Origin of the sequence: Yersinia sp. FDAARGOS_228 (genome assembly GCF_002073315.2) — a bacterium.
GTDB lineage: Bacteria > Pseudomonadota > Gammaproteobacteria > Enterobacterales > Enterobacteriaceae > Yersinia > Yersinia intermedia.
In genome coordinates, this window is the sequence record NZ_CP020409.2 from 2,929,287 (window position 1) to 2,947,934 (window position 18,648).

An 18,648-nucleotide genomic window follows, 5' to 3' on the forward strand; every position below is an offset into this window, starting at 1 on the left:
GGTGGTGGTACTAACCCCTTGTCTGTAATCAGAATCCACGACCGCGTGAATTACATGGTGTCGTTAAACTTCAATAATGGAAAAACAGCTCAGCAATGGCGTTCCGTTGATTGTAAACAGGGCAAGGCACAGCTTCTGTACAAGGATTTACTGAATGAGGAGGGGTTTACCAAAGCTCGCTATTACGGCAACAGCTACCTCCGTTATGCGCCTGCACAGGATGATAAGCAGATGACGGCAGAGGATATCCGTACGGTTTGCCAGCTACCGATAAAAGATGCACGGTGGGAAAGATTATCAGCCACGTCTACAGTCGGCATTACCGATCTTGTCGATGTTAATGGCATTCAGCGCATTGGCGACATTTTATCGGTACGCATGGGATATGACTTTGCAGATATCATCTGGGATCCGCCTTACGACGCGCCGCTTGAATTAAAGATTGAGCACTACTTATATAACTGTAAAACCCATCAGGGTGACGCTGTCGCTGCAATGAACGTCGACAGCGAGGGTCGCGTTACGGACTCACTCATCACTGCTGACATCGTTCGCCGCAAGAGTAGCTTCAAAATTAACACTCAACTGGCACAACGCTTCGAGCAGTTCTGCCAGTTACCCGCAGGAAAAACGTTCACAGCCGAAGGGCACTTTGTACCCGCCGCTAACAAGCCAGCATCAACGTTGATGGGGCCATCAATGCCCGATCTGAGTAATAATAATCCGCAGTGGCTGAATAAATTTCCCCTTTCTGCTGCAATTGAGCGCCAGGCGCAGTCATTGATCAAACCATGGGCGCTTCCGCGTTTTAAACAGGTTCGTTATACCGAAGTAAGCGCGCTCGGCAAGGTCAAAGTACAGTTGGATGCACAACCGGATGGTTATATACGCAAGCTGGAAGATTATGGTGTCTGGACGGTGCAACGTTTAACGCTGGCGAATCAGCTACAGCTGAAGTTCACCATGTCCATCAGTAGTGGTGCCTCACTGCTCAACAAGTTGCAGACGGATCTGCGTTTCCCGTTAGTGACTGGTCAACGATATCAGGCGCAATGGGAAGATGTTGATTCCGATAAGAAAGTCACTACTTCAACGTTACGCTGTGACGTAACGGCAGAGGGGGACGCACATAGCATTGCACCTGAGTTTAGTGGGAAATATCTATTAGTTGAGTGTCATGCAACTAATGAAGGGCAACTGGGTAGCAGTGACAAACTAGCTTGGCTGCAAGATCTCAACGTCCTTGTCCCAGTTGCTCTGCAAGTGGGTGATAAACCTGAAAGTCTGGTGAAACTAGAAAATGTTAGTGTGATACGTTAATAAACAAGCAGGCTCAACGCGTTAGCCGGTGAGCCTTTTATAACCTGCTCCCGTTGATTAACACACGGCAATGTTAGTAATACATCCATGGCGGTGAGAACAATTTCGTACTTCCGCTTCTCGCTGACAGTCAGATTGAGTAGCGATTAATCCATATTACAGTATCAATAATTATCTGAGGGCGTCTTCATAATGACGAACAGAACCAATAACAGAATAAATCCACTGGATTGATGCTAATTAAACCATCAGCAATGGCCACCCAAACACATCAGACAAAACAGAACGTAGATTTACCGCTATCGAACTTTTACCGCTATTGACATAGGTGTTAATAAAATCAGCGATATGCTTGGTGGTAACGGCCTTGAGCGGCTTATCTTCAAATTCTTGGTTAATATATCCGATTTGCAGGACTCTCATTTTCATGGTGTTCTCAGCCAGCTCGCGATGCTTTAATAGCGCTGAATAACGCTTTAGCCGCAGGAGTTGGGGCAGAGCTGGCAGTCGCTCAAGTAGGACTACTGGCTGAAAGTTTGATTCAATATATTGCTAGCCTGAATAGCTTGGGATATGGCATCTCTACGGGCGATTTGTCACAGAGGAATCTCTTTTTCAGTAAGTGGATTTCGCCAGTAATAAGATTTGTAATATCGCTGATATGCCCGATTTTTAGGTAAGACGGCATCATATCGTTTTGGCCTTGATGCCATGATTAATTATCTCTATCAGGGATGAACTTGTACTGGGGATTTTTAAGTCGGTCCTATCCAATACCCTGCGATTTCAGCAGGGTTTGGGAGGGAACACATTATGCCAGGTTTAACGAACGACAAGAACTGAGCATTCGGCGTGGCGGACTATCGCCGCGGCATTCGAGCCCAGTAGATAAGTCATTATGCCTGGCTGGTGTGACGCGATGACAATCAAGTCGGCTTTAATATCATTAGCAAGCCTGAGTATCTCATCTTTGGGGGAGCCAGAAGCTATATGTTTTTTTATCCTGTCTTTCGGTATATTAAATTTATCAATGATTTCAGATAATTTTGCTAGCGCTTCATTTTTAATCTGTTCCTGGTCGGGAGCCTCTCCCGCATAAGCTAACCCAAGAGAAGCGTAATAGGGAAATGTCGGAATAACTGTTAGGAAATGAACGTGAGCGACATCAGTCAGATTTGATTGTGTTTCAACGTGAGCAATGACCTGCTGGGTAAACTCAGGATCTGAGATGTCTATGGGGACTAGAATAGAGTGATACATACATCCTCCTATTTGTTTTATTACCTCTTATAATATTATAGCCACTATCTTGAAATGACATTATATGGTGAACATCTAAATTGTATCGGTGTGAATCCTGTATCAAGAAATTCCAGATGTTAGATTGCAGACTACAATTGGTTCTGATTTCCACTGTATAATTTTTAGGCTGAATTCACCGGGGCGTTAGCCCTGTTGGCGTCGTATGGCCGCGATGGCATAGCGCATCAAGCGAAAGGTCATATGATTGCCAGGGGGAACTTTGATATTCGATCCGCGCGTAAACGTATCCGCCCTACGTGTGCGATTTTAGCGAGTAAAGTCCGTCAGAATAGTAGGGGGCGTTATCATCGGACGATAATAATCAGAGTACCCTTGTGAACAATGGCTCAGGGGCATTTTAGGACAAACATTTCAGGCTGCATCTTGTCAAAACATTGAGAGAAGTAAGGCAACCGGGAGGCTCAAGGGCCAGGTTATACCGATAAGAGATGCAGATAACCACCTGACTAATAAGCTCTGATCACGCGTGAGGGGGAAGATGATGAAAGTAGAGACAATAACGCCAACTACGTAAATCCAGAACAGGATAAATCCGGTGTCCATGGGGCAATTTTCCTTTTGTCCATGTAATTTACTTATTATCGCATGAAAGTGCCTACATATTTGCAAGTAATTCAACTATGGGGCTGCGCTATCAACAAAGGCTTTTTTATAGCACCCTGCCAAAATCAATCATCCCCTAATAAGTCTTTATCTTAATGGGTCACAGCGGCGAACAATTTCTACACCATAGCGCTTGACCAGGCAGCGAGGAACAATAGGATACGGCGTAGCTGCTGAGTCCTTACTGGACTCAGCCTTTCGATGATGAACCTGCATTGGCGGCTTTTTTGCAGTAAATCTTTGGTGTCACTTGCGTAGTTAACAACGCAGTTAATAATGTTGAATCCTAACTATTTGAGGGAGTTGCGAGTGTTAGCATATTACGCATATCGTAGCTACTTGGCGTTTGGTGGATACGCAGATCAAACTCACTTGCGATGGCAAAGATATGATCAAAAATATCTGACTGAATACCTTCATATTCTGCCCAGACAGTCGTATTGGTAAATGCGTAAATCTCCAAGGGCAGGCCCTCTGGAGTGGGGGCCAGTTGGCGCACCATTAGCGTCATTGATTTATGAATACCAGGATGATCGCGTAAATATCCTGTTAAATAAGCGCGTAGCGTACCAAGATTAGTTAGACGTCGGCCATTTAGCGGTGAACTCAGATCGAGAGCAATTTGCTGATTATACTGATTCAGTTCCTGAGATTTTTCGTTAAGGTAACGTTGTAACGATGGATGGCGATTAAGGTTTTGCTGTTCTTTCTCTGAGAGAAAATGCACGCTGGTGGTATCAATATTTATGCAGCGTTTGATACGCCTCCCGCCGGATTCAGACATCGAGCGCCAGTTTTTGAAAGAGTCGGAAATCAGTGCGTAAGTTGGAATAGTAGTGACGGTATTGTCCCAGTTTCTGACTTTTACTGTGGTCAAACCAATGTCTATCACGGCACCGTCCGCACCGTATTTTGGCATTTCCAACCAGTCGCCTACATTTAGCATATTATTGGCTGAGAGCTGAATACCGGCTACCAAGCCTAGAATTGGGTCTTTGAAAACTAACATCAGTATTGCCGTCATGGCACCCAAGCCACTTAGCAACAATAAGGGGGATCGCCCCATCAACAGTGAAACAATCATGATACCGATAAATATCGCTGCGATTAGCTTTAACCCTTGAAAAATACCACGCAAAGGTAGTTGATGAGCGATTGAATTTTGGCGTAGCAGTGCCAGCAACGTATCAAGCAATGAAAATAGGGCTAGTAGTCCGAAGACCATGATCCACACTTGCGCGGCTGTCGCGATAATCACCTGCGCTTGGCTATCGTTTTGTAACCACAGTACTGCCTGAAGATTGATGATAATCCCTTGCAGCAATAATGCCATGCGCTGAAAAAGTTTGTGTTGGGTGACAACCCGTTGCCAGAGGTGTTTCGATTGTTGAGTGTTACGTTGGAGGGATGCCAATACCACGCGGTGTAGTATCAGATGGATGACAACAGAAATTAATAAAATAAGCCCAATAACCATTGTCAGTGACATCAAATCGCTGAATTCCAATCCCAATCTTTCCAACCATTGACTTATTCGTTGTTGCATTACGCTTCCTGCTTAAGTCTAAAAAATATTAGCCTAAAGGCTAAGAGCCATGATGTAAGCTTGTTTACCCTTTTTTACACTTCACAGCGGTAAAGGCCGTTAAAAAAACAGACGATATAGAGATATATAGGCATTTTATCGTGATCATGAGCGGTCACTTGTTGAAGAACGCATCGTTTAGTGGCATAAGAATGGCAAGCCAAAAACGCGATAAATACACGCTAGCAGAAATAATGTCGCTATGACTCTGCTTTATCTCTGTTAAGCTACTCTGCTGGCTCTGTAGCCTAACGTGGTATCGTCTTATTTTTACGGAAGAATTATGCTGACCAACTCATCCACCCGTCTTAACAAATATATTGGCGAGAGCGGTATCTGCTCTCGTCGCGATGCCGATCGTTACATCGAACAAGGGCATGTTTTTATTAACGGCAAGCGTGCTGCTGTTGGCGATCAGGTATATTCTGGGGATGTAGTCAAAGTTAATGGTCAGCTTATTGAACCTCGTAACGAAAATGACTTGGTGCTGATCGCGTTGAATAAACCGGTTGGTATTATTAGCACCACGGAAGAGGGTGAAAGCGATAACATCGTTGATTTCGTTAATCACAGCAAACGTGTATTCCCCATCGGGCGTTTGGATAAAGACTCACAGGGGTTGATTTTTCTGACAAATCACGGCGATTTGGTCAACAAGATCCTGCGAGCAGGGAATGATCACGAAAAAGAATACTTGGTGACGGTCAACAAACCGGTGACTGAAGAGTTTATTCTCGGCCTGGGTGCTGGTGTGCCGATGATGGGTACGGTGACTAAAAAATGCAAAGTGAGTAAAGTCGCGACCTTTGTGTTTAATATCACGCTGGTGCAGGGCTTAAATCGCCAAATTCGCCGGATGTGCAAACACTTTGGCTATGAAGTCACCAAACTTGAACGCACTCGCATCATGAACGTCACCCTGAAAGGGTTGCCAATGGGCGAGTGGCGAGATTTGACTGATGATGAGCTAATCGAATTATTTAAGCTGATTGAAAACTCATCATCAGATGAAAAACCGGTGAAAAAAGTACAAGCTAAGTCTGTTGCAGATAAAAAACCGAGAGTTAATGGGGTGAAAAAAACCGAAAAGTCCGACAGTAATTCGGCTCCCCGCAAGCGCTTTGCCCAGCCTGGGCGTAAGAAAAAAGGGCGCTAAGTTCACATCATTATCATCAGTCTCTGTACTTGAGCATGTAAACTCGGCGGTGGCCGAGTTTTATGTGATGAAACATTCGACGTGAAACCCATCATCAGTCCTTTCCCTCATTTCCGGCCAAACCTGACGTTATGGCTGGGTACGGTATTAGTTTTCAGCATTTAATATAGAGCATTCCTTTTTTGCTTATATTGACGCCGCAATAATAGTAGGTAGACTGGTATACCTACATCCAATCAAAGCAGGAAGAAGTTTGCCATGTCCTCACGCGAATTATCAGAAAGTGCCCGAGATCGGCTGCTGAGTGCTGCAAGGGTGTTGTTCTATAACGATGGAATTGCGGCAACCGGTATTGATGCCATTGTTAAAAGGGCTGGTGTTGCCAAGAAAAGCCTCTACAACAATTTTGCGTCCAAAGCAGAGCTTGTTGCGACTTATTTACAGATTCGCCATGAAGAGTGGCTCGCACTGTACGCTAATCGTTTGCAACAAGCGGCGAGTCCGAAAGAGAGCGTGATGGCTGTTTTTCTTGCTTATGCAGACCATGCTGAATTTGCCTATGAACGTGGATTCAGAGGGTGCGGGCTACTCAATGCTGCGGCTGAACTGCCCGCTGGGGCACCGGGTAGGCAGGCAGTGCGCGGGCACAAAGAGCAGGTAGAGTCGATTTTGACTGAACATCTTTGTGTGCTTCTCTCTGGTGATAAGCAACGTGCCATACGGATGGCCAGGCACTTTTCATTTTTACTTGAGGGTAGTATGTCCCGCGCGGGTTTGGAAGGTAATGGTGAATGCGTTCGTCAAGCAATGGCAATGGCCGCCGACATGATGGAGTCGCTATGACGGTTACTCAGAAAGAGCGCATGCTGGGCATGGTGGGGGTGTTGATTGCTGCCATACTGTGGGGAACAACCGGAACAGCGGCAACATTTGCTCCTGCGGTCAGCGCCGTTGCCATAGGCGCTGTTGCGATGGGTTTTGGGGGGCTACTCCAGGCGATGATAGCCGCTGGGAGTATCACCAGATACATCGATAAACTACTTCAACAGTGGCGTTTACTGCTGATAGGGGTCAGCGCCGTTGCCATCTATCCACTGGCGTTCTATGCCTCTATGCATTTAGCGGGTGTTACGGTCGGCACTGTAATCTCCATCGGGTCGGCCCCCTTGTTATCTGCTTTTATTGAGTATGGATTGGAGGGGCAGAAACTGACGGTTCGCTGGATGTTAGGGGCCATCCTTGGTGTTGCGGGTATGATATTGCTCAGTATGGCTGAAAGTACCGGCCACGACACCTTAGTCCAGTCATCCAATGTCATGTTCGGTGTTATTCTCGGTCTTCTCGCTGGTTTTACTTATGCGCTGTATTCGTGGGCTGCTCGCCGCATGATGCAACAAGGCCTTCCTTCTAAAACAGCTATGGGGGCGATTTTTGGTCTTGGCGGTATGTTGCTAATGCCGGTGCTTTTTGTTACTGGCGCGCCGCTATTAGCATCATGGAGTAATGCTGCGGTAGGTATTTATATGGCTTTGGTCCCGATGTTTATTGGCTATATTTGCTATGGATATGGGCTGGCACGAATAACAGCAAGTATGGCCACGACGATCACCCTTATTGAGCCAGTGGTTGCAGCCATATTGGCAGTAATTATAGTGGGAGAAAGGCTGCCTGTTATGGGGTGGGTAGGGATCGGGCTGGTGGTGGCTTGCTTGATATTTATTACCGTTCCGCTAAAACATATACCAATCGTTAGGATAAGAGCAAACAATAGCCTATGTGGAGTTAAAACAATTCAACGAAATAGTAATAGGACTTAATCTGACCGCCAATATCAGAACTGAGTTTTATCAATAAATACAGGTTAAATTTAACTCAGCGGGCCATTTAACTATTATAATTAATGGCTGGTGAGTGTGGGTTTTCAAATGTCATACAGAATAGATGTAGAAAATAAACTACATCTTCAGATACCAAAAACTAACGGGGTGAAGCCACTCAATTAGATTGGTCACTATCAGATTGGCGGTATACTTCCCCGCAAAGCAAGATCACATCAGGCCTTCTTGCATGAATGCGAGCGGCTACCTCCATACATTCGTGGCGTGTTGTGTAGACATCATCGGTCACGGGCAGTGCCTCGCAAGCATCCATTCCGCAGGTGCTAACCAATAAAACAAATCCTATGAGCATATATTCTCCTTATTTATAGGATTTATAGGATTTATAGGATTTATATGAGTATAGCGCGTTTATAGAAGAAGTTGCGCTCTCCTTTTTGAATAAATGACATTCTAATTATCTGGTGAAATATCAGCCAAACTTGGTTACTGCTACACCCAGCATAATAATGGCACTGGCGATAAGGCGTAACATCGAGGGTTTCTCTTTTAGCATCCAGATAGAGATTATCATGGCGAACAAGACACTGGTTTCTCGCAGAGCGGCGACCAGGGCGATGGGCGTGCTTTTCATGGCCCAAATGACAATACCATAAGCCAGTAACTGCATCGCACCGCCGATAACTCCATGTCGCCAGTGCTGGCGTATTTCGCGAAAAACCACATTGCGGTGCATTATCCAAAGTAATACAAACATAGTTATCCCATTGCACATAAACAACCAAAGGATATAACTAAGCGGTTCAATGCTGGCACGGCTACCAGCCCCATCCGATAGGGTATAGCAGGCGGTAAAAGTAGCAGTAATTAATGCATAAATAATAGCTCTGTAACTGATTTTTTTAGGACCGCAGCGGCCATCAAACGTCATCATAATGACACCGGAAACTAAAATAGCAGCACCGACTAATGATAAAGATCGCGGAATCTCCGACAAAATTAGCCAAGAGAGTAGCGCACTTAGCAGCGGGGCAATCCCTCTAGCGATAGGATAGATTTGACCAAACTCAGCTTGTTCATAAGCTTTACTTAGAAACAGGCAATAACCGGTGTGAAAAGCAACCGATAGCAGCAACCAAGGAAGTGCGCCCAGCGAGGGTAACCCAACAAAGAAAACACCAAACAGTGAAATCACACCGGAGAAAATGGCCATCAATGAGATTGCGACAAACCGATCACGGCCAAATTTGACGAGAGCATTCCAGCAAGCATGTAACAGTGCAGCCCCCAGCACCGCAAAAAATATTTCACTATTCATTCTGTCCCCTTGTTTAGGGGCTTAAGTTTACCTTAATTGCATTTATTTTCACGTCTGTAACCGGTGAAATCTGCACCAGATAGCTGATTTTTTGGGGCGGGCTAAAAGAACTTAATATGCAGATTTATCGCAGGGTGAATATAACTAATCAGTAATCTATTTCTTATACCATTTGGTTTATTAGGTAATAACTAAGCGCTGATTAGTTTTAATCTATTTTAGATGGACGAAAATAAAACCGGCGGACACAATTAAAAAGCAATAGATGATTATAAAACCGAATTGGCTATTATTTCGGCATCGACAATTACGTTTAATATGACTAAGGTTTTAGCTGGAGGTATATGAATGTTGGCAGGGAAACACTATTTCTTTAAAGTTAAAAAATAGTCATTAGTCAGGTCAGTTATTTTTATTGTGTATAAATAGATGGAAAGTAACAAAGCTTACCTGAGTAAGTTGGCACTTTTCTTATTTCCAAATCAACGTTGCCGCATGCCAACGAGAGGGACTGTACGGCTAACGCTTCCTAAAATAGCTATAAATTGGCATCATATAGGCATGTTGTGTTTTTTTAGGATGAGTAATGAAACAGTTCCCTTTCGATAAACGTTATGAGATTGAAGATGCCAGCGGCGTTGTTGAGTATTACATTGATGGTGATGAGTACATCCGTGGCCAAGATGGCGTACCGGGCTATCGAATCGCAGGTTATGAAGTGTATGAGCATGGTGCGGAGGCTAAACTCGTCGGTTTTCTCGAAGGGAAGCATATAACAACCCCGGATGCAGATATTCTGCTGACGATTTTAGATGATCAGCAAGCTGCTGATTAATTGTCGCTGTTTTGATTTTCGGCTGTGGAGTGTTGCGATACAAAGATTATCTATTGTTTTTAAACCGGGGAATATGGCGTTATTGCCCATGATGATTTTTTGCAAAAGTCGCTATTCAATCAGATGAAAACCGATTAACGTCAATCTACTTAGTGATAATCAGGCGGGAGTTTCAATGAGTCAGAAAACTATTACGTTGTATACAGATTCGGATTTTTTCAGTCCTTACGTGATGTCGGTATTCGTCTCATTGGTAGAAAAAGCTCTCCCTTTTTCATTACATACCATCAGTTTGTCTGCTGGGGAGAATTTGCAAGAGGCTTATACTCGGCTGTCGGCGACACGCCGGGTACCGACACTGGTTATTGATGATTTTCAACTATCTGAGTCTTCTGCTATTTCAGAATATTTAGATGAACGTTTCCCTGCACCAGAGTATGTGCGGCTTTATCCGCAAGATAAGCAAGAGCGTGCCAGAGCGCGTGAAATACAGGCGTGGTTGCGCAGTGATTTTATGCCGATCCGCACCGAACGTTCCACTGAAGTGGTCTTCGCCGGGCTCAGGTTGCCTCCTTTGTCTGACAGTGGCCAACAGGCGGCGAATAAGCTTATTTCTGGATTGGAGCGCTTGCTGTCGGATGGCCGGAGATATCTATTCAGTGAATGGTGTATTGCAGATACTGATTTGGCACTGATGCTTAATCGGTTAGTTCTGAATGGCGATAACTTACCTGAGTATCTTCGTCAGTATGCAAGTTATCAATGGCAGCGGCCTTCTGTGCAGCAATGGCTGGCATTATCACAGAAGTAGAGGGAATAAAACGGAAGGTGGGGAGCGCGTCCTCACCTTGTGCCAAAGTAGGATGAGCATCGATAGAATGAAAAATGTTATCGAGTTCGAAACTGAGCGTTTGCTGCTACGTCAGTGGCGGCCATCAGACCGGGTACCTTTTGCGGCAATGAACGCGGATCTGCGTGTTATGGCGTGTTTCCCAGCCCCGCTGACCCGCGCTGAAAGCGATGCGATGGCAGATCGTTGTCAATTATTAATAGCGCAGCGCGGGTGGGGGCTGTGGGCTGTTGAACTTAAAGCTACCGGGCAGTTTGTGGGGGCGTTGGGGCTACATATTCCGACAGTTAAGTTGCCTTTTTCACCTTGTGTCGAGATCGGCTGGCGTTTCGCTTTTTCATTTTGGGGGCAGGGGCTGGCAACGGAAGCTGCATTGGCAGTATTGAAGGTTGGTTTCGAGCAATTAAAACTGGCCGAAATTGTCTCTTTTACTGCTTTAATTAACCTGCGTTCACAAGCACTGATGGAGCGCATCGGCATGGTGCGCGTGCCAGGCCATTTCCCCCACCCAAATGTCAGCCCTGACAGCAAGTTAAGCCAGCACTGTCGGTATACTCTCTCTCATCAACAATGGCATAACAGATAGTATTATTTTGTGAAAGTATCATTAAATTAGTCTACGTTTAGTCAGTAACATGTGGCCACATCCGCTAGGAAATAGAATGATAATAAGCTGGAAATTAGGGCGTGCCATGGCGTTACTAACCGGGTTTTCTTTATTGGTGGCCTGTAGCCAATTACCTAGAAACCCAGTGCCAGTGGAATTAATGCCAGCAGCGGAAATCCCCGGAATGCCGAATATTCGTGCAGGGGCAGGGCACATTAGCCCCATATTTGAAGCAGATCTACTGCAATCTTATAAAGACGAATCTAAAGAGATGTTCCGAGCTGCGGATGGCACATTGGTTTATCCCCACCTGGCATTATCTGGTGGTGGCCCAAATGGTGCCTTTGGTGCCGGTTTTTTGAATGGCTGGACCAAAACAGGCAAGCGCCCAGTTTTTAAAGTGGTTAGCGGGGTTTCTACTGGCGCGCTGATTGCACCTTTTGCCTTTTTAGGTAGCGATCACGATCAGGCATTGCATGACTTTTATACCACCACCACCACGCGTGATATTTTCCATCTGGATAATCTACTATTTCGCCTCTTCTTCCGTGAGTCGTTAGCCGATACCAGCCCGTTATCTAAATTGATTGATGGGCACATTACACCTGAATTAATGAGTGAGATAGCCAAGGCTCATCAGCATGGTCGGCGGTTGTATATGGGGACGGTAGATCTCGATTCACAAAGATTTATGGTCTGGAATATGGGGCTGATTGCGGCGAAAGGTACTCCTGAGGCCCTAATGCTATTTCGAAAAGTGATGCTGGCTTCTTCTTCCGTCCCGGTCGCATTTTCTCCGGTGTTTTTTGATGTAGTCGCTCAGGGTAAACATTACGACGAAATGCATGTTGACGGCGGTGTGGCGGCGCGGGTCTTCTACAATGGCGGCGTGTACAGCTCAAAAGTTGTTCGTGCCAGAGCAGGGCTGATAGACAGTAAAGAAGATATTTACATTATTCATAACGGCCAACTTGGCCCACAACCAGAACCGACACCACGGCTGGTGCGTAATATTGCCCTGCGTACTCTGGACTCGACCAGTAAAGCGGCATTGGTTGGGGATTTATATCGTATTTATGCATTCTCTTTGGCTGAAAAATCGGGGTTCCACTGGATAACCATTCCATCGAATGTTGATACAAACGGCACAGAGATTTTTGATCCAATTAAGATGGAGCGTTTGTATCAGGCGGGTTATGCCGAGGCATTACAAGGGCCAAAATGGTCACTGCGTCCACCAGGCGTTATTGAGATGGGCGAGTTATTACAAGATGCTGCTGTTACTCACAGTAACTGAGAGGTGGATTTGGGGCTGAGGATTACGCCAAGGCCTGGCTCGCACACGGTTTACATTAGACTAAACAGTGGGAGCGAACCATCAATGACTGCGGCGGTGATATAGATAATAAATAGTGAGTAGAGAAATAAATTGCTGACCATTTGGCCCCTCAGTTACCCGAACAGGTAAGGTGTTTATCATGATAACACCATGACAATATAGCACGAGAATTGACTAAAAAAGGCACTAATTGTGAATAAGTAATGAAACTTGTATTACAGTTTTATACTGATAGGTGCTTTTTAAGCAAGTTCTGAGAGACGGGAGAGAGTTTTAGTATGTGTTAATGACAATGCGAAGGCTGAATGTCTCTGTTAGGTTTGATTTAATCTACTGTAATATCAAAATGTTAACTTCAATTGAAAACAATTTAAGCAGCATATGATCAGAGAGGTGCTAATTGTGCTACACTATGCGACCGATAATCAAGGATAAAACATGAAAAAAGTCTCAATCATTGCTCAGTGCTTAATAAACGCTAAGAGTTTCAGTGAGATGTCTGAAGCTGAATCCTCGATAAAAAAGGTTTTCAACGATAGTTACGCAGAACATTCATTTGATGAATGGAATACCGACGTTTCTACGTTGAGTGCTAACCGTGTTATCAGCTTGGTTGCGGGTGCTTCCAAAGTTCGGGTCAGAGGATTGATCCAAGAATTATGGAATCACTGATCCCAGACCAAAGGTTTCCAACAACCCGCCCACCACGTCACTACGCTAAGCATGCAAGCCATGCTGCGTGGTGAATGTTTTCCCCGTACTTTTCCATTTTCTGCTTGTTTTTTTCCGTTGTCTCCCGCAAAAACCGGCTATTTTCGCGAAAAAAATCTGGCCCGGTAGAGATAATATGAGTAAACGCTGACCACGCCACGGTTTATTGCCGCTGGTTAACGTAGTCTAACGAGGTTGTACAACTGAGAGGCGAGCATATGTCATTTCTTGATAGCGTCAGAAGATTGGTTAGCAGTGCCAAAGTAAATATTAAGTGCCCGGATTGTGGTGCAGCCTCTGAGCAGAGCTCAGAAAAAGTACACAAAAATACGGCATTAGTATGCCCGAAGTGTGGCTGCTTATTTTTACCTAAAGACAAACGCTAGTGGTGGCAATATCAGCCAAAGATCATCGACGCCCACCGCAGCAGCATTAATGCGCCACAGATACAGAGTAACACCACAAACATCTTCCAATGTTTCGTATGCAAGCGTTTGGTCACCATAGGGTCCTTATTTTAATTTAATATTATGTCTGATTGGGTCAGCTCTGCGGAATTCATTTGTTTACTGCGACGCTGGTTACTTTAGGTATAGTAGCGAAAATTTATGCTGATGCGAGAGTTAGTCAGTTCGTGCCAGTTAAGATAAAGTGTAATATGCGCTGCATCAATAAGATGACGAATAGGAATAATGAAACTATGGCTACAGTCCCACAAAAATATCAAGACGCCGAACGTTGGGCATTTGGTGATACTGAACAAGTGGCAGATGATTTGTTGGCATTAGTACTGAATGGTACAAAAACAGCGACCTGTGCTGCACTGGATGAAGAGGGTGTACCGCAGGCGGGGGATATGTTTGTTGTGGTCGATGGCCGCAATGAGCCGGTTTGTGCGGTAGAGTTGACCGATGTAGAATTGAAAACGTTTGATCAGGTTGATGAATCCCATGCCCTAGCTGAGGGTGAGGGCGATCGAACGCTGGCGTATTGGCGTAAAACACAGCAGCGCTTTTTTGAAGAATACGAGATGTTTTCCCCAGAGATGATGTTAATCTGTATGAAATTCAAACTATTAGAGAAGTTCTGATGGCTGATTTTAGTAATCAGTAATCTGATTGATTTTGCATGACAGGTATTATCGGATCACGAGAGAAGAAACCGTCACTCATAAATGGTTGCTATGGGTTGACGGATCTTCTTATCGCAGCAATTACGTTACCCTCATCACCCAGGCATCCTGATGTCGATCATAATGCTGTTTGAAAAGCAGCCGATCTTTACCATCTAACGTTGCGGGAATACTGGTGTGTTCATCCCATCCATCTAACTGCATGCACAAGTCAGGGTCCGATTTACAAGGGATACTGAGTGTGTTTTCGCCTTTTGTCAGTGGTGCAGAGAGTTCTGCGTCATCAACTTCAAAATCTCTGATTTTTACCACGGTTTTTCCCATAAAGACTCCTTACCCACCAAGTGGTATGAGGTATGACCAGATTGGTCGCCTTATTGAGAATAGCCGAGCCAGAAAAAAGTGCCAGAGACGGCATCGAAAAAATATTGTCTTAACGAAACATTTAGCCATATAGGGCGTGGCGGCCATCATTATTTAATACCGGTTATTTTTACTCAGAGTAGCCAGTTCGGCCGCATTAGCAGGGGAGTTCAGCTAAGTTAAATTGGTTACGGCCGTTCTTTTTCGAGTAGTAGAGTGCTTGATCTGCCGCGAGCATTAAATCTGCCTGATCCGTAGTGCCAACATGCTGATTGGCCTGGTAAATGGTTAGACCGAGACTGATGGTAACCTTACGGAATTTACTGTCACTGTGCTTGATACCCATAGCACGGATAGATTGCAAGATATGCTCAGCTACCAGGCTGGCTCCCCGCTGATCGGTATCTGGCAAAATAGCGGCAAACTCTTCCCCGCCATAACGAGCAACAATATCGGTACTGCGTTTTAGTGATTTACGTAATGCTCTGGCGACCAACCGCAGACAGGCATCACCGGAGATATGACCATAACAATCATTGAAATTCTTAAAGTAATCAATATCAATCATTAACACTGCCAGCGGAGAATTTGAGCGTTTAGCTCGCATAAACTCATGAGCCAGTACTTTTTTGAACGCTCTGCGGTTAGGCAATTTAGTTAACGAGTCAGTTCGGGCCTGAATTTCCAGACGCCGATTAGCTTTAACCAGCTTAAGCTCCAGTAATTTTCGTTCATGAATATCTTCAGCGGTTCCGTACCAACACAATACATCGCCATTATCATCTATGCTGGGGACCGCACGGATTCGCATCCAGTTCCATCCCTTTTCTACATGACAAAAGCGAATTTCAACATCGAGTGGCTGCCGTGTTTGTAAGGCTTGTTCCCAACGGATCAACGTAGGGTGGCGATCATCTAAATGGATGGTACGGAGCCACTTATCAGCCAGCGCTTGTTCGCGGGTTAATCCCGTAATTTTTTCAAAGCGTGAACTGACATCGGTAATCATACCGTCCGGCGAGGCAGTCCAAGGAATTTGTGGGTTCAGCTCCACCATGTTGCGGTAATGCTGTTTGCTGCTGCGCAGCTTTTCTTCCATCTCTTTCAGCGGCGAAATGTCGATCATGGCGACTGACAGCCCACTGACCTGACCATTGGGATATCTGGCCGCATTTATCCGCATAAAGAAGACCCGCGTTTTATCGGGCATCTGAAATTCAGCATCGGGGATACTTTCATTGCAATAGGCTTTCAACAAAGCACTTTGCAAAATAGGAATAATGCTAGGTAGGAAATCGGCAATTTTTCGCCCATTGATCTCTAGAGTGTTTTTACCCAAGAGTTCAGCCAGATAATCATTTACCGTAACGTAGCGCAGAGTAGTATCGATAAAACACAGGCCCGCAGGGGCACTAGAATAAATCGACTCCAACTCGAATAAGCGCTTACCTGCATCATTAGACAAATTGCTCAGGTTGCGATCAATTCCGCGATAACCCTTGAATTCACCATTATCATCAAACAGTGGGACACCACTGGTTTCAACTAAAACTTCACTACCATCGGCACGAATATTGCGGTTTTGCAAACCGGAAAAAGGGATACGTGCAGCCGTAATCTCCGCAAATATCTTTCCTACCCGGTGGGCTTCATCCTTCGGCATAAAATCAAACGGCGTTTTACCGATCACTTCATGGGGTAGGCGGCCCAGAAGCTCGATGGATTTTGTGGATGAAAACGTATAACGGCCAGAAGTATCAACTTCCCAGAACCAGTCTGAATTGTTTTCGATGATATCCCGTAAGCTGCTCATTTCTTTTAACAGACCAATGTTAGCTGATTCTTCCCGATTATCGTAGTCAGTCATGATGCCCACTCCTGTTTAATAGCGGCTTTCCTTAGATAGAAATATGTCGGCTATTATTTAAGCCCGCAGATTGTATAACAGGAGCAGATTTAGTACAGCCCAATCGGATTTTTCTTATAAATAAACAATAACTAAAAATTTTAACCCTCAAAAATCCAAAACGAAAAATTGAATATAATTAATAAAAACAAGTGGTTAATTTAATATCTTCTGTGATGTTTCAGCTCCACGCTAGTATTCCAGTACTACACTGACATTATCTTGGGATTTTCTGGCATGAATCCATTCAGCAAAATAAGGATACACTGAGTCTCATATCAAAGAGCCTGGTTATTGATTAGATTTTCTTTTTGAATGTATTGCAGAAATAGCTAAAGCAACCCCGCCCAGTAGGGCGGCTATGCGGTAAGTAAACTGCATTCCCTGAGTGATGTGATCCACAGTTGCTAATTGAATATCTTGTTGGGCGGAGGCAAAGGCGAAAATAGCCCCCATGACAGATGCGCCAGTAATCAGCCCGAGATTGCGCGAAAGATTCAGCATGCCGGAGGCAATGCCTCGCTGTTGCGCGCTAACAGATTTAATCACCAAGGTATTATTTGCGGCCTGGAAAATAGCATAGCCCGCTGTAATCAGGCAGACCGGCAGTATATAGCTGGGCAGGCCAGCAACTGGCCCCAGCATCGACAGCGCAATCGCCCCGGTAGTGATCGCCGTTAATCCTATAATCACCATCATTTGAGCACCTAATCTGTCGACCAGATAACCAGCAGGAACCCCGATGAGGGCCGCGACTATTGGGCCGGCGGACATCGACAATCCAACCCATTGTGTACTCATGGCGAAAGCTCGCGAAAGATAGAATGGCCCCACGACTAAGGTTGCCATCATGATAGTGGTGACCAATGCACTGACTATCAATGCGCTACGCAACCGTGAGTGGCGCAACATAGCGGTATGAATTAATGGGAATGCTGCGTTCTTTTCTACCCTAACGAATAACCCGATACCGATTACTGCACCGAGTAATAACACGACATTAAGTGTGCCGAAGGTGCCGTGGCCGAGCGTCATGGCAAGGGCATACAGTGCCAGAGTCAGGCCCAGTAGCAGCATCCCAAGGGGATCAAAACCGCTATGGGATTGTTGTAACCCATTGTTGTCAATGGCTAATGATTCGGGTGTGGGTAAATAACGTGATAGTAAAAATAGGGCTAACAACCCCAACGGAATGTTAATCAGAAACATCGCTGGCCAACCGAATTCGTTGATTAACATGCCGCCAACTGATGGCCCAAGTGCCGTACCGACAGCCGATACGCTACCGAGTATGCCCATCGTACGCCCGATTTTTTCCTTACAGACAGCTTCACCTACCAGCGCCAGAGTCAGAGTCATCATAGTGGCGGCCCCCAATCCCTGTAATACACGGGCAGCGATTAGCACTCCGATACCAGGAGCTAACGCGCAACCTATAGAGGCTACTGTGAATAAACCAATCCCCGCATTCAACAATCGGCGTTTGTTAGTGATATCCCCCAAACGTCCAATGCTAATGGCCGAGGTGGTAATCGCCAGTAAATAGGCTAAAACGACCCATTGCACCGCTTGAAAAGAGGCACTGAAAGTGAGTGTTAACGTGGGCAAGCCTACATTAGCGATGCTGGTTGCTAATGAGGACAGCAGCATCGGCAGTGAGAGGCTGATAACTATTCTGCTTAGCGCACTGTTGGCGATGATGTCACTATCGATGTTTTCGGTATTGATTTTCATTAATGGGTTAACTCCTGAATGACTTGTT

General features: G+C 45.2%; 21 protein-coding genes. 11 read left to right on the forward strand and 10 right to left on the reverse strand.

What is annotated here, in order from left to right:
• The first annotated feature begins 18 nt into the window (after positions 1–18).
• A complete protein-coding gene (locus A6J67_RS13500; RefSeq protein WP_226718845.1) occupies positions 19–1,320 on the forward strand; it encodes a hypothetical protein in 1,302 nt (433 codons plus the stop codon).
• 240 nt (positions 1,321–1,560) lie between these two features.
• Here A6J67_RS13500 and A6J67_RS23490 read toward each other — a convergent pair whose 3' ends face one another.
• The 4 genes from A6J67_RS23490 to A6J67_RS13520 all read right to left on the reverse strand — a co-directional run bounded on the left by A6J67_RS23490 (position 1,561) and on the right by A6J67_RS13520 (position 4,792).
• Entirely contained in the window at positions 1,561–1,749 is a 189-nt protein-coding gene (locus A6J67_RS23490) for a hypothetical protein (RefSeq protein ID WP_050297748.1), read from the reverse strand.
• A 393-nt stretch (positions 1,750–2,142) separates the two neighbouring features.
• Positions 2,143–2,580: a universal stress protein UspF gene (gene uspF, locus A6J67_RS13510; protein WP_005183002.1), complete on the reverse strand. Its 438-nt coding sequence runs from the start codon at positions 2,578–2,580 to the stop codon at positions 2,143–2,145.
• A 429-nt stretch (positions 2,581–3,009) separates the two neighbouring features.
• Positions 3,010–3,186 carry a GhoT/OrtT family toxin gene (locus A6J67_RS13515; protein ID WP_032905817.1) on the reverse strand — a complete coding sequence of 59 codons (177 nt, stop codon included), beginning with the start codon at positions 3,184–3,186 and terminating at the stop codon, positions 3,010–3,012.
• Between the two features lie 346 nt (positions 3,187–3,532).
• Positions 3,533–4,792, reverse strand: coding sequence for a mechanosensitive ion channel family protein (locus A6J67_RS13520; RefSeq protein WP_005182999.1), 1,260 nt, complete (start codon positions 4,790–4,792; stop codon positions 3,533–3,535).
• Between the two features lie 322 nt (positions 4,793–5,114).
• On the opposite strand from A6J67_RS13520, the gene rluF reads away from it, so the two are divergent.
• The 3 genes from rluF to A6J67_RS13535 all read left to right on the forward strand — a co-directional run bounded on the left by rluF (position 5,115) and on the right by A6J67_RS13535 (position 7,804).
• Positions 5,115–5,987 (forward strand): 23S rRNA pseudouridine(2604) synthase RluF, encoded by an 873-nt coding sequence (gene rluF / locus A6J67_RS13525; RefSeq protein ID WP_050297747.1) that lies wholly within the window; start codon positions 5,115–5,117, stop codon positions 5,985–5,987.
• 258 nt (positions 5,988–6,245) lie between these two features.
• The gene (locus A6J67_RS13530; RefSeq protein ID WP_042569912.1) at positions 6,246–6,830 is read left to right on the forward strand and encodes a TetR/AcrR family transcriptional regulator; all 585 of its coding nucleotides are present in this window, start codon (positions 6,246–6,248) and stop codon (positions 6,828–6,830) included.
• Entirely contained in the window at positions 6,827–7,804 is a 978-nt protein-coding gene (locus A6J67_RS13535; RefSeq protein WP_050288938.1) for a DMT family transporter, read from the forward strand. The genes A6J67_RS13530 and A6J67_RS13535 overlap by 4 nt, the downstream gene beginning before the upstream one ends.
• A gap of 178 nt (positions 7,805–7,982) precedes the next feature.
• On the opposite strand, the gene A6J67_RS13540 is transcribed toward A6J67_RS13535, so the two are convergent.
• Positions 7,983–8,177, reverse strand: a complete 195-nt coding sequence (locus tag A6J67_RS13540; protein WP_032905816.1) for a hypothetical protein — start codon at positions 8,175–8,177, stop codon at positions 7,983–7,985.
• 120 nt (positions 8,178–8,297) lie between these two features.
• Positions 8,298–9,143 carry a DMT family transporter gene (locus A6J67_RS13545; protein ID WP_005182986.1) on the reverse strand — a complete coding sequence of 282 codons (846 nt, stop codon included), beginning with the start codon at positions 9,141–9,143 and terminating at the stop codon, positions 8,298–8,300.
• A 586-nt stretch (positions 9,144–9,729) separates the two neighbouring features.
• Between A6J67_RS13545 and A6J67_RS13550 the strand changes: the two genes are divergently transcribed.
• From A6J67_RS13550 to A6J67_RS23685, 6 genes are all read left to right on the forward strand, one after another.
• Positions 9,730–9,978: a hypothetical protein gene (locus A6J67_RS13550; RefSeq protein WP_005182985.1), complete on the forward strand. Its 249-nt coding sequence runs from the start codon at positions 9,730–9,732 to the stop codon at positions 9,976–9,978.
• 175 nt (positions 9,979–10,153) lie between these two features.
• Positions 10,154–10,789: a glutathione transferase gene (gene yfcF, locus A6J67_RS13555; protein ID WP_050297745.1), complete on the forward strand. Its 636-nt coding sequence runs from the start codon at positions 10,154–10,156 to the stop codon at positions 10,787–10,789.
• Between the two features lie 67 nt (positions 10,790–10,856).
• Positions 10,857–11,414, forward strand: a complete 558-nt coding sequence (locus A6J67_RS13560; RefSeq protein WP_050297744.1) for a GNAT family N-acetyltransferase — start codon at positions 10,857–10,859, stop codon at positions 11,412–11,414.
• Between the two features lie 76 nt (positions 11,415–11,490).
• The gene (locus tag A6J67_RS13565; RefSeq protein WP_050297743.1) at positions 11,491–12,732 is read left to right on the forward strand and encodes a patatin-like phospholipase family protein; all 1,242 of its coding nucleotides are present in this window, start codon (positions 11,491–11,493) and stop codon (positions 12,730–12,732) included.
• A 480-nt stretch (positions 12,733–13,212) separates the two neighbouring features.
• Entirely contained in the window at positions 13,213–13,446 is a 234-nt protein-coding gene (locus A6J67_RS13570; RefSeq protein WP_005182969.1) for a hypothetical protein, read from the forward strand.
• A gap of 257 nt (positions 13,447–13,703) precedes the next feature.
• The gene (locus A6J67_RS23685; RefSeq protein ID WP_005182967.1) at positions 13,704–13,871 is read left to right on the forward strand and encodes a YnfU family zinc-binding protein; all 168 of its coding nucleotides are present in this window, start codon (positions 13,704–13,706) and stop codon (positions 13,869–13,871) included.
• 11 nt (positions 13,872–13,882) lie between these two features.
• On the opposite strand, the gene yniD is transcribed toward A6J67_RS23685, so the two are convergent.
• Positions 13,883–13,990 (reverse strand): small membrane protein YniD, encoded by a 108-nt coding sequence (gene yniD, locus A6J67_RS23690; RefSeq protein WP_086018937.1) that lies wholly within the window; start codon positions 13,988–13,990, stop codon positions 13,883–13,885.
• Positions 13,991–14,185: 195 nt separating this feature from the next.
• Between yniD and A6J67_RS13575 the strand changes: the two genes are divergently transcribed.
• Positions 14,186–14,575, forward strand: a complete 390-nt coding sequence (locus A6J67_RS13575) for an ASCH domain-containing protein (protein ID WP_050088360.1) — start codon at positions 14,186–14,188, stop codon at positions 14,573–14,575.
• A 123-nt stretch (positions 14,576–14,698) separates the two neighbouring features.
• Here A6J67_RS13575 and A6J67_RS13580 read toward each other — a convergent pair whose 3' ends face one another.
• From A6J67_RS13580 to A6J67_RS13590, 3 genes are all read right to left on the reverse strand, one after another.
• Positions 14,699–14,941 (reverse strand): DUF1480 family protein, encoded by a 243-nt coding sequence (locus A6J67_RS13580; RefSeq protein WP_050297742.1) that lies wholly within the window; start codon positions 14,939–14,941, stop codon positions 14,699–14,701.
• A 196-nt stretch (positions 14,942–15,137) separates the two neighbouring features.
• Positions 15,138–16,847, reverse strand: a complete 1,710-nt coding sequence (locus A6J67_RS13585; RefSeq protein ID WP_032905812.1) for a diguanylate cyclase — start codon at positions 16,845–16,847, stop codon at positions 15,138–15,140.
• Between the two features lie 330 nt (positions 16,848–17,177).
• Positions 17,178–18,620, reverse strand: coding sequence for an MFS transporter (locus A6J67_RS13590; RefSeq protein ID WP_050297741.1), 1,443 nt, complete (start codon positions 18,618–18,620; stop codon positions 17,178–17,180).
• Positions 18,621–18,648: the final 28 nt, after the last annotated feature.